The sequence below is a fragment of the Streptomyces tailanensis genome (genome assembly GCF_008386495.1).
In the GTDB taxonomy this organism is placed as follows: Bacteria; Actinomycetota; Actinomycetes; order Streptomycetales; family Streptomycetaceae; genus Streptomyces; species Streptomyces tailanensis.
In genome coordinates, this window is the sequence record NZ_VTHJ01000020.1 from 1 (window position 1) to 16,001 (window position 16,001).

Annotated in this window: 13 protein-coding genes; 4 read left to right on the forward strand and 9 right to left on the reverse strand. The window is 70.7% G+C overall.

Going from position 1 to position 16,001, the window contains the following annotated elements:
* Window positions 1-216: 216 nt before the first annotated feature.
* The gene (locus tag F3T56_RS18140; protein WP_149826225.1) at window positions 217-1,839 is read left to right on the forward strand and encodes a S8 family peptidase; all 1,623 of its coding nucleotides are present in this window, start codon (window positions 217-219) and stop codon (window positions 1,837-1,839) included.
* A gap of 79 nt (window positions 1,840-1,918) precedes the next feature.
* On the opposite strand, the gene F3T56_RS18145 is transcribed toward F3T56_RS18140, so the two are convergent.
* From F3T56_RS18145 to rsmI, 8 genes are all read right to left on the reverse strand, one after another.
* Entirely contained in the window at window positions 1,919-2,149 is a 231-nt protein-coding gene (locus F3T56_RS18145) for a hypothetical protein (RefSeq protein ID WP_246203682.1), read from the reverse strand.
* 78 nt (window positions 2,150-2,227) lie between these two features.
* Window positions 2,228-3,631: an acyltransferase family protein gene (locus F3T56_RS18150; protein ID WP_172639003.1), complete on the reverse strand. Its 1,404-nt coding sequence runs from the start codon at window positions 3,629-3,631 to the stop codon at window positions 2,228-2,230.
* Window positions 3,632-3,698: 67 nt separating this feature from the next.
* Window positions 3,699-4,613, reverse strand: coding sequence for a 4-(cytidine 5'-diphospho)-2-C-methyl-D-erythritol kinase (locus tag F3T56_RS18155; RefSeq protein ID WP_149826226.1), 915 nt, complete (start codon window positions 4,611-4,613; stop codon window positions 3,699-3,701).
* Entirely contained in the window at window positions 4,610-5,506 is an 897-nt protein-coding gene (rsmA, locus tag F3T56_RS18160; protein WP_149826227.1) for a 16S rRNA (adenine(1518)-N(6)/adenine(1519)-N(6))-dimethyltransferase RsmA, read from the reverse strand. Before rsmA ends, F3T56_RS18155 begins: the two co-directional genes overlap by 4 nt.
* Window positions 5,507-5,559: 53 nt before the next feature.
* Window positions 5,560-6,915, reverse strand: coding sequence for a resuscitation-promoting factor (locus F3T56_RS18165; RefSeq protein ID WP_149826328.1), 1,356 nt, complete (start codon window positions 6,913-6,915; stop codon window positions 5,560-5,562).
* Between the two features lie 221 nt (window positions 6,916-7,136).
* Window positions 7,137-8,042: a TatD family hydrolase gene (locus F3T56_RS18170; RefSeq protein WP_149826228.1), complete on the reverse strand. Its 906-nt coding sequence runs from the start codon at window positions 8,040-8,042 to the stop codon at window positions 7,137-7,139.
* Window positions 8,043-8,101: 59 nt separating this feature from the next.
* Window positions 8,102-8,503 (reverse strand): hypothetical protein, encoded by a 402-nt coding sequence (locus F3T56_RS18175; protein WP_149826229.1) that lies wholly within the window; start codon window positions 8,501-8,503, stop codon window positions 8,102-8,104.
* 234 nt (window positions 8,504-8,737) lie between these two features.
* Window positions 8,738-9,586: a 16S rRNA (cytidine(1402)-2'-O)-methyltransferase gene (gene rsmI / locus F3T56_RS18180; protein ID WP_149826230.1), complete on the reverse strand. Its 849-nt coding sequence runs from the start codon at window positions 9,584-9,586 to the stop codon at window positions 8,738-8,740.
* Between the two features lie 72 nt (window positions 9,587-9,658).
* Here rsmI and F3T56_RS18185 point away from each other — a divergent pair, with 72 nt between their 5' ends.
* The 3 genes from F3T56_RS18185 (at window position 9,659) to F3T56_RS18195 (ending at window position 15,187) form a co-directional block, all read left to right on the forward strand.
* Complete coding sequence (locus tag F3T56_RS18185; protein WP_149826231.1) at window positions 9,659-11,398, forward strand: dolichyl-phosphate-mannose--protein mannosyltransferase; 1,740 nt, start codon at window positions 9,659-9,661, stop codon at window positions 11,396-11,398.
* A 136-nt stretch (window positions 11,399-11,534) separates the two neighbouring features.
* The gene (locus F3T56_RS18190) at window positions 11,535-13,169 is read left to right on the forward strand and encodes a penicillin-binding transpeptidase domain-containing protein (protein WP_149826232.1); all 1,635 of its coding nucleotides are present in this window, start codon (window positions 11,535-11,537) and stop codon (window positions 13,167-13,169) included.
* Window positions 13,170-13,486: 317 nt separating this feature from the next.
* Complete coding sequence (locus F3T56_RS18195) at window positions 13,487-15,187, forward strand: penicillin-binding transpeptidase domain-containing protein (RefSeq protein ID WP_172639004.1); 1,701 nt, start codon at window positions 13,487-13,489, stop codon at window positions 15,185-15,187.
* A 12-nt stretch (window positions 15,188-15,199) separates the two neighbouring features.
* Here the strand turns inward: F3T56_RS18195 and F3T56_RS18200 are convergent, their stop codons facing one another.
* A complete protein-coding gene (locus F3T56_RS18200; RefSeq protein WP_149826233.1) occupies window positions 15,200-15,835 on the reverse strand; it encodes an RBBP9/YdeN family alpha/beta hydrolase in 636 nt (211 codons plus the stop codon).
* Window positions 15,836-16,001 lie beyond the last annotated feature (166 nt).

Below are 16,001 nucleotides of genomic sequence, written 5' to 3' on the forward strand. Positions count from 1 at the left end.
AACATGATCTTGAACGCCCTCTCTTCATGCCCGCGCACCAGCCCAGACATCGGACTCATTCGTCTAGGCACCCCCAACTCTCCACCCCCCTATGGGACTTAGGGATTCCCCTCATTGACGTGATCCCGTCAAAGACGTCACCGTATGTGACCAGGACGACGCCACCCCCCACATGGTCAGTCCGCGCAAGTCTTCACGAGAGGGGAACCACCCCCAATGTTCGTGCAGCTCTCCCCCGCCCCCCACGCCCCCGGTCGCCGCAGACGCGGAGCGCTCGCCGCGTTGGTCTCCGCCGCCGCGCTGTTCACCGTCGGTGCCGCGACCGCCGCCCCCGCGGCCGCGGCACCGGCCGAGGGCACCATCGTCGGCGCGAACGCCGAGAACGCCATCAAGAACAGCTACATCGTCACGTTGAAGGAGAGCCTGCCGTTCCGGGCGGCCTCCGCGAAGGGCAAGGCCGTGGCCACCCGGTACGGCGCCGAGGTGGAGCAGACGTACAAGAAGGCGCTCAACGGCTACGCCACCGAGATGACCGAGGCGGAGGCGAAGCAGCTCGCCGCCGACCCGGCCGTCGCCTCGGTCGCCACCAACAAGACCGTCCACATCAACGACACCCAGACCGGCGCCACCTGGGGCCTGGACCGCATCGACCAGGCGGACCTGCCGCTCGACTCGTCGTACACCTACCCGTCCAGCGCGGGCGCCGGCGTGACCGCGTACATCATCGACACCGGCGTAAGGATCAGCCATTCCGACTTCGGCGGGCGGGCGTCCTACGGCTACGACGCCGTCGACGACGACTCCAGCGCCGGCGACGGCAACGGGCACGGCACGCACGTCGCCGGCACGGTCGCGGGCACGACCTACGGTGTCGCCAAGGCCGCGGACATCGTCGCCGTCCGCGTGCTGGACGACGACGGCTCCGGCACGACCGCCGGTGTGGTCGCGGGCATCGACTGGGTGACCGACAACGCCCAGTTCCCGGCCGTCGCCAACATGTCGCTCGGCGGCGGCGCCGACTCCACCCTCGACGCGGCCGTCAGCAACTCCATCGCGGCCGGCATCACCTACGCCGTCGCGGCGGGCAACGACAACGCCAACGCGTCGAGCTACTCGCCGGCCCGCGTCGCCTCCGCGATCACCGTGGGTGCCTCCACCAACGCCGACGCCCGTTCCTCGTTCTCCAACTACGGTTCCTCGCTGGACCTGTTCGCACCGGGTTCGTCCATCACCTCCGCGGCGTACAGCTCCGACACGGCGACCGCGACCTACTCCGGTACGTCGATGGCGTCCCCGCACGTCGCCGGCGCGGCGGCCGTCTACCTCGGCGAGAACCCGAGCGCCACGCCCTCCGCGGTCTCCACGGCCCTGACCTCGGCGGCCTCCGCGTCCACCCTCACCAGCGTCGGCACCGGCAGCCCCAACCTGCTGCTCCAGGTCACCCCCAGTGGGGATGGTGACGACGGGGGCGACGACGGTGGCGACACCGGTACGGCCTTCGAGTCGGCCACCGACGTGTCCATCCCCGACGCCGGTTCCGCCGTGTACTCGCCCATCACCGTCAGCGGGCTCACCGGCAGCGCGCCCAGCGACCTGTCCGTGTACGTCAACATCGTCCACACCTACCGCGGTGACCTGGTCATCGACCTCGTCGCCCCCGACGGCTCGACGTACCGCCTGAAGAGCAGCAGCTCCTCCGACTCCACGGACAACGTCGACGCCACGTACACGGTCGACGCCTCCAGCGAGACGACGGTCAACGGCACCTGGCAGCTGAAGGTCCAGGACGTCTACAGCGCGGACACCGGCTACATCAACAGCTGGAAGCTGACCTTCTAGGCCAGCCGATCCCAGTGCCAAAAGGCAGTGCGCCCCGGGGACACCACCACCCGAGGCGCACGGCGGTCTTGTGGGACTCCTACTGCCTGGAGACCTCTTGGTGGACGGGCATGTCGTCGCGGACCAGGTTCTCGGGTATGAAGACGGCCGCGGCGACGCCTCCGTTGGTCGACTCGCGCAACTCGACCCGCGGACCCTGCCGGTCGGCGAGACGGTTCACCACGAACAGCCCGGTCTGCTTGGCGTCGAGGAGGTCGACCTTCTCGGACTGGAGCTTGCGGTTGGCCTCGGCCATCGCCTCCTCGTTCATGCCGAAGCCGCAGTCCTCGACCTACCCGACCCGATCGCGAACGAGGCGAGCATCAGCCAGTTCCGCTTGGAGGCGCCCTCAGCCTCTGGTGCCCTGACGGTGAAGCGGAGTCCGAGTGCCGAGCCGACGCAAGCCACGCCCGCTCCGCTCCACCAGCAGCCACCCCACGAGCGTCATCGCCACCGCCGCCGGCGCGGTCACATGGACGGCGATCAACAGGGCCGAACGCCCCTCGAACAGCCCGCCGAAACCGACCATGGACAGCCCGAGCACACCGAAGAGGCAGAGAGTCACACCGAGGGCGGCGACGGGACCCGGGTACGCCCCTGACCTGCCCGAACTCCCTTGAGCGCCCCTGGCGTTGGGCCGCTCGAAGCCCCGGAAGGCCGCCACGAGGACCGCGGTCACGGCACCCGCCAGCACGATCCGCAGGGGCAGTTGGGCCCACCAGGCAACCGACGCCGGCTCGGCCAGCGGTACGTCCAGCGCGAGCAGCGCCCCGTAGACCCCGAGCATGGCCGAAAGATGCCACAGGAACGCGGTCATCGAGATCCCGTTGGCCGCCACGACCGCCCGCCACACCTTCGGCCGCTCCAGCCACCGCGCGACCGGCCCGCGCAGCCACTCCACCGCGCCGACCAGCCACAGCCCGTGGCACAGCAGCGCGAAGGTCGGCGGCGCCATGTTCGAGATCTTCTCGCCGGGCATCCCCACCATCGACAGCGGATACGGCCCGTACGCCACCAGCAGCGCGGCCCCCGCGAGCCCGGCCCCCGCGAGGAGGTACGGCCGTGTCAGCCGCCCGTCGGCCCGCAAAAACCCGAGCTGGTGGACCGCGAGCCAGACGAAGGCGAAGTTGAGGAACTCGACGAAGGGCACGTCGAACACGAACCGCAGCAGGTCGACGAGCCCGGCGGCCGCGACGAGCCCCCCGAAAGCGCCCCACCCGTACCTCTCGTGCAGCTTCAGCAGCGGCGGAGTGAAGGCGACCATCGCGAGATAGATCCCGATGAACCACAGCGGCTGCGCGACGAGCCGCAGCGCGACATCGAGCAACCCGCCACTTTCAACCGCGAGTTGGAGGAGGACGGCGGCAGCGCCCCACACCCCTATGAACACCATGGTCGGCCGCAGCAGCCGCTGCAGCCGGGCGCGCAGGAAGGCGGGGTAGAGGGCGGCGCCCGTGTCGTCGGCCCTGCGGCTGAGCGAACGGTAGGAGAGGGCGTGCGAGAAGCCGCCGACGAAGAAGAACACCGGCATGATCTGCAGCGCCCACGTGAGGATCTGCAGCCGCGGCTCCACGGCGAGCAGGTTGCCCACCTCGACGACGCCGTCGCCGCCCGTGGTCACGGCCGCCATCAGCCAGTGGCCGAGGACGACCGTGCCGAGGGAGGCGACCCGCAGCAGGTCGACGTATCGGTCGCGGCTGGACGGGGTGGCGGCGGCGAGCTCACTCGCACTCACGCTTGCGGTCACGGTCATGGGAGTACGGTCGCGCCGACAGCCGGTCGACCATCAGCGCTGCGGTACTCAACTCACGTCTGAGTACCTAGCCTTGGGCGCCGTGGACCACGGTCGCCCCCGGCGCGGGTGAGTCGGCCACGCGGGCCGTCCTGCATGTGCCGGAGGCGAGGAGGGCCTCGGCGATGGCCTGCGCCGACTCCGCGTCCCGGGCGAGGAAGGCCGTGGTCGGCCCCGACCCGGAGACGAGCTCGGCGAGCGCACCGGCGGCCTTGCCCTCGGCAAGGGTGTCGGCCAGCTTCGGGAAGAGCGAGAGGGCGGCGGGCTGGAGGCCGTTGGAGCCCGGCAGGAAGGCGGCGAGAGCGTCGATGTCCCCCTTGGCGAGAGCGTCGAGCAGCGCCTGGGAGGCGACGGGCTCGGGCACCTCGGTGTCTTCGTTCAGCCGGTCGAACTCGCGGTAGACGGCGGGCGTGGAGAGCCCTCCGTCGGCGACGGCGAAGACCCAGTGGAAGCGGCCGCCCACGTCGAGGGGCTGGAGCCGCTCCCCCCGCCCGGTGCCGAGGGCGGCACCCCCCACCAGGCTGAACGGCACATCGCTCCCCAACTCGGCGCAGATGTCGAGGAGTTCCGCACGGGAGGCGTTCGTACCCCACAGCGTGTCGCAGGCGAGGAGCGCCCCGGCCGCGTCCGCGCTGCCGCCCGCCATACCGCCCGCGACGGGGATGTCCTTGGCGATGTGCAGATGGACGGCGGCCTCGATGCCGTGCCGTTCGGCGAGCGCGAGGGCGGCGCGGGCGGCGAGGTTCGTGCGGTCCAGGGGAACCTGGTCGGCGCCGGGTCCCGCGCAGGTGACGGTCAGCTCGTCGGCGGGGGTGGCGGTGACCTCGTCGTACAGCCCGACGGCGAGGAAGACGTTGGCCAGGTCGTGGAAGCCGTCGGGGCGGGCGCCGCCGACCGCGAGCTGGACGTTGACCTTGGCGGGGACGCGGACGGTGACGCTCACGACCGGCTGGACTCCTCGGTGTCGGCTTTGTCTGCGACGGCGTTCTCGGCGATGGCGGCGAACTCCTCGACCGTCAGGGCCTCGCCGCGCGCCTGCGGGGAGACGCCGGCGGCGACGAGTGCGGCCTCGGCGGCGGCCGCGGACCCGGCCCACCCGGCGAGGGCGGCGCGCAGCGTCTTCCGCCGCTGGGCGAAGGCGGCGTCGACGACGGCGAACACCTCGTCCCTGCTCGCGGTCGTCTTGACCGGCTCGGCGCGGCGGACGAGCGAGACGAGCCCGCTGTCGACGTTCGGCGCCGGCCAGAACACGTTCCGCCCGATCGCCCCGGCCCGCTTGACCTCCGCGTACCAGTTCGCCTTCACCGACGGCACGCCGTACACCTTCGAGCCGGGGCCCGCGGCGAGGCGGTCGGCGACCTCCGACTGGACCATCACGAGGGTGCGTTCGATGGTCGGGAACGTGGCCAGCATGTGCAGCAGTACGGGGACGGCGACGTTGTACGGGAGGTTCGCGACGAGGGCGGTGGGTGCCGGGCCGGGGAGTTCCGTGACGTGCATGGCGTCGGAGCGCACGAGCGCGAAGCGGTCGGCCCGGGCCGGCATGCGGGCGGCGATCGTCGCGGGGAGGGCGGCGGCTAGTACGTCATCGATCTCGACCGCCGTGACGCGGTCGGCGGCCTCCAGGAGGGCGAGCGTGAGGGAGCCGAGGCCGGGGCCGACCTCCACGACGACGTCCTCGGGGCGGACCTCCGCCGTCCGCACGATCCTCCGCACCGTGTTCGCGTCGATCACGAAGTTCTGGCCGCGTTGTTTGGTGGGGCGTACGCCGAGCGCCGCCGCGAGTTCGCGAACGTCGGCGGGGCTCAGGAGGGCGTCGGGGGAGGGGCTGGTCACGGCAACAAGGGTACGGGCAGCTGGGGCCGGGCCTGTTTCTCGCCCCCGCCGCGTCAGCTCCGGAGACGGGACCCGCAGTGGGGCCAAGGGCTCGCCCCCCGCTGGACGTACAGCTTCTTCGCCCGCAGCGTCTGCTCCGCGGCCGACGCGTCCTGAGGCCGCCCCCGCCCCCCAAGGCTCTGCCAGGTCCGGGTGTCGAACTGATAGAGCCCCCCATACGTCCCCGAGGGATCAACCGCGTCCGGCCGCCCACCCGACTCACACTCCGCCAACCCCGCCCAGTTCAACCCATCCGCCCCCCGCACAGACGTCGGCATCGCCTTGATCCCCACCTTCACGACCTGATCCCGCGGCTCCCGCACCACCTCGGCCCGCACCCGCCGCGGCCGCTCCTTGACCCCGTTCACACTCCGCACCGTGTACGTGACCCGCCGCACCCCCGGCCGCCCGGCCCGCTCGACGACCTCCGTGCCCCGGAACAACGAAGCGTCCTCCGTCCGCCACACCCGGAACGGAATCGGCTCCTCCCGAACCTCCTTGGACCCGGTCACCCGCAGCACGGTCACGGTCTGCCCGTCCCGGGGGAAGCTCGACTGCGCGACAGAGGTCGTGTCCTGCCCCCGCAGGGTGATCCCGGCCTGCTCCACGGCCTCCCGGACGGTCGCCGCGTTGGTGCGGATCGTCCGGGTCCGCCCGTCCGCCATGACCGTGACGGCCCGCTCGGTACGGACGGCCAGCTCCAGCCCCTCCCGCCCGATCCGCCGGGAGCGCGAGGTCGACACGTACGCGCCCTCCGCACGCACCCCGAGCTGCCGGAGCGCCCCGTCGACCGTACGGGCGGTCGTCCAGACCTTGCGCCGGTGACCGTCAAGGGTGAGGGCGACGGGCCGACCGTAGCGCACGGCGACCTCGTCACCGCTGGTCAGATCGGTGCCGGGGGCAGGGGCGACGACGTCATGGGCGCCGAAGCGGACGTCTTCGTCGGCGAGGAGTTCGGTGACGTCGTCGGCGAACGTGTGCAGCGTGCGCGGCTTGCCGTCGACGGTCAGCTCGATCACCTTGTCCTTCGCCACGAACGCGGAGGTCCCGCCCGCGAGGAACGCCACGACCAGCGCCTGCGGCACGAGCCGCCGCAACGGAGTGGCCCGCTCGGCGGCCCGTCTGCGCCGCACGCCCCGCCGGGCACCGACCCGACCACCGGCCTGCCGGGGAAGATGTCCGGGAGGCGCGGGGGCGGCTTCGTAGGCGGGCCAGTACGTGTCCTCGTACGGCAACGGCTCGTACGGCTCGTACGGCTCGTACGGCTCGTACGGCTCGTACGGCTCGTGGTACGCCTCGTATGCCTCGTACGCGGCCTCGTAGGCCTCGTATGCCCCGTACCTCTCGTAGGTCCGGTAGATATCGCAGATCCCGTACGTCCCGTACGTCTCGCGGGTCTCGTTCGGCGAGGGCTGCGACGACGACTGCACGTTGCTCACGACGACACGCTCCAGAGGGGTTCCGGGTCCGCGGGCGACGTGAACGTAGCGGACCACGGTCACCCTCCCAAGCAACGCGGTTACGCAGTGTCGCGAAACGAGCCGCAGATCATCTTTTCGCGTCCCCCGAACGGCCGGTGAAGCGTGATCCGTCAGTAATCGAACGCCCTCGCCGTGTTCGCCGCGATCGCCGTCGCCAGCGCGTCTTCGCCGATGCCCCGCACCGCGCCCATGGCGCGAACCGTGATCGGAATGAGATACGGCGCGTTGGGCCGTCCGCGGTACGGCGCCGGGGTCAGGAAGGGCGCGTCGGTCTCGACGAGGACGAGTTCGAGGGGCGCGACGGCGAGGGCGTCGCGCAGCGGATGGGCGTTCTTGAAGGTCATGTTCCCGGCGAAGGACATGAAGTAGCCGTGCGCGGCGCACTCCGCCGCCATGTCGGCGTCGCCGGAGTAGCAGTGGAAGACGGTCCGCTCGGGCGCGCCCTCCTCCTTCAGGATCCGCAGCACGTCGTCGTGGGCGTCGCGGTCGTGGATGACCAGGGCCTTGCCGTGCCGCTTGGCGATCTCGATGTGCGCGCGGAACGACCGCTCCTGGGCGGCCTTGCCCTCCGGCCCGGTCCGGAAGTAGTCGAGCCCCGTCTCGCCGACGCCCTTGACCTGCGGGAGCGCGGCCAGCCGGTCGATCTCGGCGAGGGCCTCGTCCAGCGCGGCGTCCCCGCCCGCCGCACGCACGCCCTGCCGCGACCAGCCGTCGGGATCCCCGTGCACGATCCGCGGGGCCTCGTTGGGGTGCAGCGCGACGGTCGCGTGGACGGCGTCGTACGCGGCTGCCGTCTCGGCGGCCCACCGCGAGCCCTTGATGTCGCAGCCGACCTGCACGACCGTCGTCACCCCCACCGAGGCGGCCTTCGCGAGGCCCTCCTCGACCGTGCCGGACTGCATGTCCAGATGCGTGTGCGAGTCGGCGACGGGCACCCGGAGGGGTTCGGGGAGCGGGGGCGCGGCGTTCTTGTCGGTCTTGCCGGCCGTGTTGCGTCCGGAGTCGTTCGAAGGCATGCCCCGATCCTACGAATCGCACGATCGGGGCATGCCCTCCAGGCGGGCCGGGGGGGAGGTCAGCTCGCCTTGCGGTGGAACGGGTGGAGGAGGTCGGACAGGTGCCAGTGGTGGTGCTCTCCGGGCTCCGTCGCGTCCGGTGCGGCGGCGTCCGCCGCGCGAGGCTTCGGCACGTGCCGTCCCCGTTCGACGTCCTGCACCGACGACACCTGGCCCGCCCGCATGATCCGTAGGACATGGCCGTCGCAGTTCTGGCAGGTGGGCCTGGAGAGCGGGGACGGCACGACTCGGCCGTCGGCCACGTACGTCACGACGTCATGTCCCTGGGCGTCGTTGTGGTGCTCTATCTCGAACGACTGCTCCCAGCCGTGCCCGCAGCGCATGCAGGCGAACGCGTACGACTCGTGAACGACGGCGGTGGCGGTGTCCCGCAGTACGGCCCGCTCTGCGATCTCGGTCATGCCGGCTCCTCTTGTCCGCTCGGCGGTGAGGACGAATACGTCTTCACCACCCAGTGGACGCCCGGGCCGGCGCCCGGTGCACCCGACCTGTCGACTGTTGAAGCCGTTTTGGCCTTCCCTTGTGGGAAGGCGGTGTGTGGGTGGGCTGGGCTTTGCATAGCTTTACCGGGGCATGGGGTGGGGTCCCGGATGCACCCGCACCCGCACCCGCACCCGGCAACGAACCCCCAACCCCTACGGCGCCCCCCGCTTAAAAGCCACAACCGCGTCGAAGACCTCCCTCTTCGGCACCCCCGCCGCCACCGCCACCGCCGCGATGGCCTCCTTGCGCCGCTCCCCGGCCTCCTCCCGCACCCTCACCCGCCGCACCAGCTCCTCCGCGTCGAGTTGCTCGGGCCCCTTCTCCGGCGCGCCCTCCACCACGACGGTGATCTCCCCCCGGACACCGGCGGCGGCCCACTCGGCCAGCTCCCCGAGAGGGCCCCGCTTGACTTCCTCGTACGTCTTCGTCAGCTCGCGGCAGACGGCGGCCCGGCGCTGCTCGCCGAACACCGACGCCATCGCTTCGAGGGTCACGGCGAGCCGGTGCGGAGCCTCGAAGTAGACGAGGGTGCGGCGTTCGTCCGCGACCTCCCGCAGGCGCCCCAGCCGCTCCCCCGCCTTGCGCGGCAGGAACCCCTCGAAGCAGAAGCGGTCGACCGGCAGCCCGGACAGCGCGAGCGCGGTCAGTACGGCGGACGGGCCGGGGACGGCGGTCACCCGGATGTCCTTCTCCACGGCCGCAGCGACCAGCCGGTACCCGGGGTCGGAGACCGACGGCATCCCCGCGTCCGTGACCAACAACACCCGCGCACCCCCCACCAGCGCCTCGACGAGCTCCGGCGTACGCGCCGCCTCATTGCCCTCGAAGTACGACACGACACGCCCACCCGGCTGTACCCCGAGCGCCTGCGTGAGCCGCCGCAGCCGCCGCGTGTCCTCAGCCGCGATGACGTCCGCACCGGCCAGCTCCTCGACGAGCCTGGGCGGGGCGTCCGAGACATCGCCGATGGGGGTACCTGCCAAAACAAGGGTTCCAGTCACACCCTCATCCTCCCAGCGGCGCACATTCCGAACACACGGGACTCCCACAGCCGTGTTCCCTACGATGGCGCGGTGACCAGTACCGCGTCCTCCACGGACACCCGGCAGGGCCAGGCCACCGAAGAACCGCGGCTGTCGTGGCAGCAGCGGCTGCGCCGTTTCGGCTATGCGGCGTCGCCGAGAAGCGACGTCCGCGCCCGGCTGGTGCCCCCGTACACCCGGCCCGGTCCGGGCGTCTGGGCGACGCTCGGGGTGCGTGACGGGCTCGCCGTACGCATCACGCGCTGGTCGGCGTGGGGCGGTCCGCTGCTGGTGACGCTGGTCGCCGGGGTGATGCGGTTCTGGAACCTGGGCAGCCCGAAGGCGGTGATATTCGACGAGACGTACTACGCCAAGGACGCGTGGGCGATCGTCCACCGCGGGTACGAGGTCAACTGGGCCAAGAACGCCAATGAGCTGATCCTCCAGAACAACGGGAACGTACCGATCCCGACGGAATCGGCGTACGTCGTGCATCCGCCGGTCGGCAAGTACGTCATCGGCCTGGGCGAGCTGATGTTCGGGTTCAACCCGTTCGGCTGGCGTTTCATGACGGCCGTGCTCGGCACGCTCTCCGTCCTGATCCTCTGCCGGGTCGGCCGCCGTATCTTCCGCTCGACGTTCCTGGGCTGTCTGGCGGGCGCGCTGATGGCGGTCGACGGCCTGCACTTCGTGATGAGCCGTACGGCGCTGCTGGACCAGGTGCTGATGTTCTTCGTGCTGGCGGCGTTCGGCTGTCTGGTCATCGACCGGGACAAGGCACGAGAACGGCTGGCCGCGGCCCTGCCCCCGGACGGCGACGGAGTCGTACGCCCCAACTCCCTGATCGCCGAGACGACCCGTCTCGGCTGGCGCCCGTACCGCTGGCTGGCCGGGCTCTGTCTGGGCCTGGCCTTCGGCACCAAGTGGAACGCCCTGTACTTCATGGTGTTCTTCGGCGTCATGACGGTGCTCTGGGACTACTCGGCCCGCAAGGTCGCCGGTGCCCGCCAGCCGCTGATCGCGACGCTCCAGCGGGACCTGGGCCTCGCCTTCCTCTCCACGCTCCCCGTCGTGATCGTCACCTATCTGGCGTCCTGGACCGGCTGGATCCTCTCCCCGGACGACGGCAGCGGTGGCTACTACCGCAACTGGGCGGCGACCGAGGGCAAGGGCGGCTGGTTCTCCTGGCTGCCGGACTGGCTGCGCAGCCTGTGGCACTACGAGCACACGGTCTACGAGTTCCACGTCGGCCTCTCCTCGCCGCACACGTACCAGTCGAACCCGTGGAGCTGGATCGTCGACGGCCGCCCGGTCTCGTACTTCTACGAGTCCCCGGCGCCCGGCACCGACGGCTGCCCCGCCGACACGGCCGACAAGTGCGCCCGCGAGGTCCTCGCCATCGGCACGCCCCTCCTGTGGTGGGCCGCCGCGTTCGCCCTGCTCTACGTCCTGTGGTGCTGGTTCTTCCGCCGCGACTGGCGCGCCGGCGCGATCGTCTGCGGCATCGCCGCCGGCTACCTCCCCTGGTTCATCTACCAGGAACGCACGATCTTCTTCTTCTACGCCGTCGTCTTCCTCCCCTTCCTCTGCCTGGCCGTGGCCATGCTGATCGGCGCCGTCCTCGGCCCTCCCGGCGCCACGGAACGCCGCCGCGTGGCCGGCGCCGCCGGCGCCGGCGTCCTCGTCCTCCTCATCGCCTGGAACTTCATCTACTTCTGGCCCATCCACACCGGCCAGCCCATCCCGATCGACTCGTGGCGCGCACGGATGTGGCTGGACACCTGGGTCTAACAATCAGGGAACGCACGCCCCGCCCGTCACAGCCGACGCATAAAGTAGGCCCCCAGCAAGCGTTTTCTGAACGCGTTCAACACCGTTCGACAAACGTCGTTCAACATGTCGTTCAACATGGGGGAGGAATCGCGTCATGCGCCAGGGGACCAAGGCCGCCATAGTCGGTGGGGTGTTCGCCGTGATGGTGGGGGGTGCGGGGTACGGGGCGTACAACTTCTTCGGGGACCTCAACGAGAGCGGTACGGCGGCGGAGAGACGGAGCGGGCCGCCCAGTGGGGACGAGGTCGCGGAGACCACCGAGAAGTTCTTCGCGGCCTGGGAGAAGGGGGATTCGGCCGCCGCGGCGTCGTACACGAACAACGCGCAGGGCGCGGGGAAGTTGTTCACGTCCTACCTCGACACCGCTCGCATCGACGGCGTGAAGATCACGCCCGGCAAGCCGGCCGGGGCCGGCGGGCGGACCGTTCCGTTCTCCGTCAAGGCGACGGTGTCGTACGAGGGGAAGAGCAAGAAGCTCGTGTACGACAGTGAACTGACCGTGGTGCGGGGGAAGACGACCGGGCAGGCGCTGGTCGACTGGGAGCCGTCGGTCGTGCATCCCGAGTTGAAGGACGGGGACGAGCTGGTCACCGGGGAGGCGGAGACGCCGCCCATCGTGGCCGTGGCCCGTGACAGCAGGGTGCTGACCAAGGAGAAGTACCCCTCCCTCGGGCCGATCCTCGACACCCTGCGTCAGCGTTACGGCGACCAGGCGGGCGGCGCGCCCAGCGTCGAGTTGGCGATCCGGCACACCGCGACGAACGCCGGTGACACGCCCCTGCTGACCCTCTCCGACGGCAAGGCCGGCAGGCTGGAGACGACGATCGACGCGGATGTGCAGGCGGCGGCCGAGAAGGCGGTCAAGCAGTACGCCGAGTCGTCCGTGGTCGCCGTCAAGCCGAGCACCGGCGAGGTGCTGGCGGTGGCCAACCATCGCGAGGACGCCTTCAACGCGGCCTTCGAGGGCCAGGTCCCGCCCGCCTCCACCATGAAGATCATCACCGCCGCCACGCTCATCGACAACGGCGTGACCACGATGAACGGTCCCGCGCCCTGCCCCGACACCGCCACCTGGCAGAGCCAGACCTTCAAGAACCTCCCTGGCCTGACGGCCGACGAGTCGCCGAACGCCACCCTCGCCAACGCGTTCATGCGGTCCTGCAACACGGCCTTCATCAAGCTCATCGACGAGAAACCGATGAACGACTCCTCCCTGACCCAGGAGGCCCAGGAACGCTTCGGGCTCGGCAGAGGCGACTGGAAGACCGGGATCATCTCCACCGACGGCAGCGTGCCCGCGTCCACCGGGCCGAACCGTGCCGCCAACGCGATCGGCCAGGGCGACGTCCAGATGAACCCGCTGAACATGGCATCGGTGACGGCCACCGCGATCACGGGGACGTTCCGCCAGCCGTACCTCATCTCACCGGAACTCGACGATCGCGAACTGGCCACCGCGAAGGGCTTGAAGGCAAGCACCGCGTCCCAGCTGAAGCAGATGATGAGGCTCACCGCGACACAGGGCACGGCGGCGGAGGTCATGCAGCCGCTGAGCGGCGACATCGGCGCGAAGACCGGCTCCGCCGAGGCCGATGGACAGGCTGTGGCGGACAGTTGGTTCACCGGTTTCCGGGGCGATGTGGCCGCCGCGGCCATGGTCCAGAAGGGCGGCCGCGGGGGTGAGGCAGCCGGGCCCATCGTGGTGTCGGTACTCGGGGCCGGTGGGTGAGTTTCGGGAAGCGCCGTAGGGGTTGAGGGTGCGTTGCCGGGTGCGGGTTGTGGTGGGTTGCTCGCGCAGTTCCCCGCGCCCCTTAAAAGCCGGGGGGCGCCCCCAGTCTTTTAGGGGCGCGGGGAACTACGCGACAAGCCCCCACCCACCCGCAGTCGCCCTCATCCCGAACCCGGCACTCACATATGGCGCACATCCGGCTGCCCGCACAGTGAGACAAGGCTGAAGGACATCACCCATGTTGGTGCGGAGCCCTAGGGTGGTGGTCCTCGTTGTTGAGAGACGAGAGGCAGCCGGGGCAGCGGAAGGTCGGGAGCGTGGGTAAGAGAAGGCGTGTCGACGAGCGGAAGGCCGTGCGGTCCGCGGCGGCGCGGCGCCCTGCCGTGCTGGGCGGAATGGCGGCCGTGGCCCTCGGCGGCGGGGCGTTCGCCGTGTACGCGGTGTTCGGCGGAGGCGCCGCCGCCGAAGACGGCTCGGGCGACGCCAAGCCCGTGAAGACCGGCCCCCTGTCCGCCACCGAGGTCCGTACGGCCGCCACCGCCTTCCTCACCGCCTGGCAGAAGGGCTCCGTCGCCAAGGCCGCCGCCGCCACGGACGACTCGGCAGCCGCGAAGACCGCGCTCACCGGCTTCACCAAGGACGCCCGCGTCAAGGACGTCACCCTCACCCCCGGTAAGCGCACGGGCGACACGTTCGCCTTCTCGGTGAAGGGCATCGTCTCCTACAAGGGCACGAACAAGCCCCTCGCCTACAAGTCCTCCCTCACCGTCGTACGGGCCGAGAAGGACGGCGAGCCGATCGTCGGCTGGCAGCCCTCCGTCGTCCACCCCGACCTCGGCGAGGGCGACCGCCTGGTCACCGGCGAGGCCGGCACACCCCCGGTGAAGGCCCTCGACCGGGACGGCAACGAGCTGACGACCAAGAAGTATTCGTCCCTCGGCACAGTGTTGGACGGCCTGAGGGAGAAGTACGGCGAGAAGGCTGGCGGCAAGGCGGGCGTAGAGCTCCGGGTCGTCCGCGCCGAGGCCGAGAAGGGGGACGGGGAGAAAGACGACGAGCAGAAGGCCGCCGACAAGACGCTGCTGGAGTTGAGCGAGGGCACGCCGGGCGAGGTGAAGACCACCCTCAGCCCGTCCCTCCAGGCCGCCGCCGAGGAGCAGGTGGCGTCCACCAAGCGGGCCTCGGTCGTCCTGATGCGCCCCTCGACCGGCGAGATCCTCGCCGTGGCGAACTCCGGCCACGGCTTCAACGTGGCCTTCCAGGGCTCCCTCGCCCCCGGCTCGACGATGAAGATCGTGTCCTCCGCCCTCCTCATCGACAAGGGCCTCGCCTCGGCGAACAAGGTCCACCCCTGCCCCAAGTACTCGTCGTACGGCGGCTGGAAGTTCCAGAACGACGACAAGTTCCAGATCGACGGCGGTACGTTCAAAGCGAGCTTCGCCCGCTCCTGCAACACCGCCTTCATCTCCCAGGCGAAGGAACTCGACGACAACTCCCTGACCCAGGAGGCCCAGCAGGTCTTCGGCCTCGGCCTGAACAACTGGGCGATCGGGGTGTCGAGCTTCGACGGTGCGGTGCCGGTGCAGAGCGACGCCCCGATGGCCGCCTCGCTGATCGGGCAGGGCGGGGTGCGGATGAACCCCCTGAACATGGCCTCGGTCGTCTCCACCGCGAAGACCGGCGTCTTCAAACAGCCGTATCTCGTCCCCCCGTCGGTCGACGACCGCACCCTCGCCACCGCCTCCCGCCCTATGTCCGACACCGTCCGCTCCCAGCTCCGCGAACTCCTCCAGTACACCGCCGCGGCCGGTACGGCGGCCGAGGCGATGGCGGGCCTCGGCCCCGACTACGGCGCGAAGACCGGCTCCGCCGAGGTCGACGGCCAGAAGCAGCCCAACGGCTGGTTCACCGCCTGGAAAGGCGACCTCGCCTCCGCCGGAGTCGTCCAGGAAGGCGGCCACGGCAGCGAGTCGGCGGGACCGATCGTGGCGGCCCTGCTCAAGGCGGGCAGCAGCTGAGGCTGCCGACGATCAGCGGCGTACGAGGGGCGTCTTCTCGTACGACTCCGGCGACGGGTCCAGACACCAGTCGAGCATCGACGGCCAGGAACCGTAGCCCGAGTCGGGGTTGAGATGGGCCTCGCCCGTGAGGACGTCGGCGGGCAGGGCGAGCGGTTCGGCGTACGCCGTGGTCGCGCCCTGCGGGCAGTACGGGTCGTTGTCACTGCCGACGAGCCGGGTGTACGAGGCGGCCGCGGCCAGTCGCTCGGGCGCGAGCGGCGGCGGGGCGAACTCGGCGATCTCCTCGTGCTCCCGGGCGAACTCCGGGGACGGCGGGGCGACGAGAAGAACCCGGTCCACGGGGGCGGACAGTACGTCGTCCCGGGCCACCGCGTGCAGCCACAGCAGACAGGCCAGGCTGTGGCAGACGACGGTGACCCGTCTGCCCGCCAACTCCCCCAGCAGCGCGTCCAGTTCCGCCAGCCAGCGCTCCAGGTCCGGGTCGTCCGGCTCCGGCAGCTGCGGGTACGCGACCTCGTGGCCCAGGTCGGTGAGGCGGTCGGCGAGCCAGTGCTGCCAGTGGCCTACGGGGCGGTGGTTCTGCCAGCCGTGGAGAATCAAAAAGGCGCGACTGTTTTCTACCGGGCTCGGCGAAGTCTCTGTCATGCCCCGATCGTCAACGAAACCGATCACTCGGGTCCAGTGCCGTCTCTATGGCTGGAAGGTTTCTCGCCCCCGCGGAGGGGCTGCGCCGCTTCGCCGCCCGCCTGAGAGCTCGGTCCGGTCGGTGGGTTGGCGGGTGCGGGTAGGTGGGGGCTTGTCGCGCAGTTCC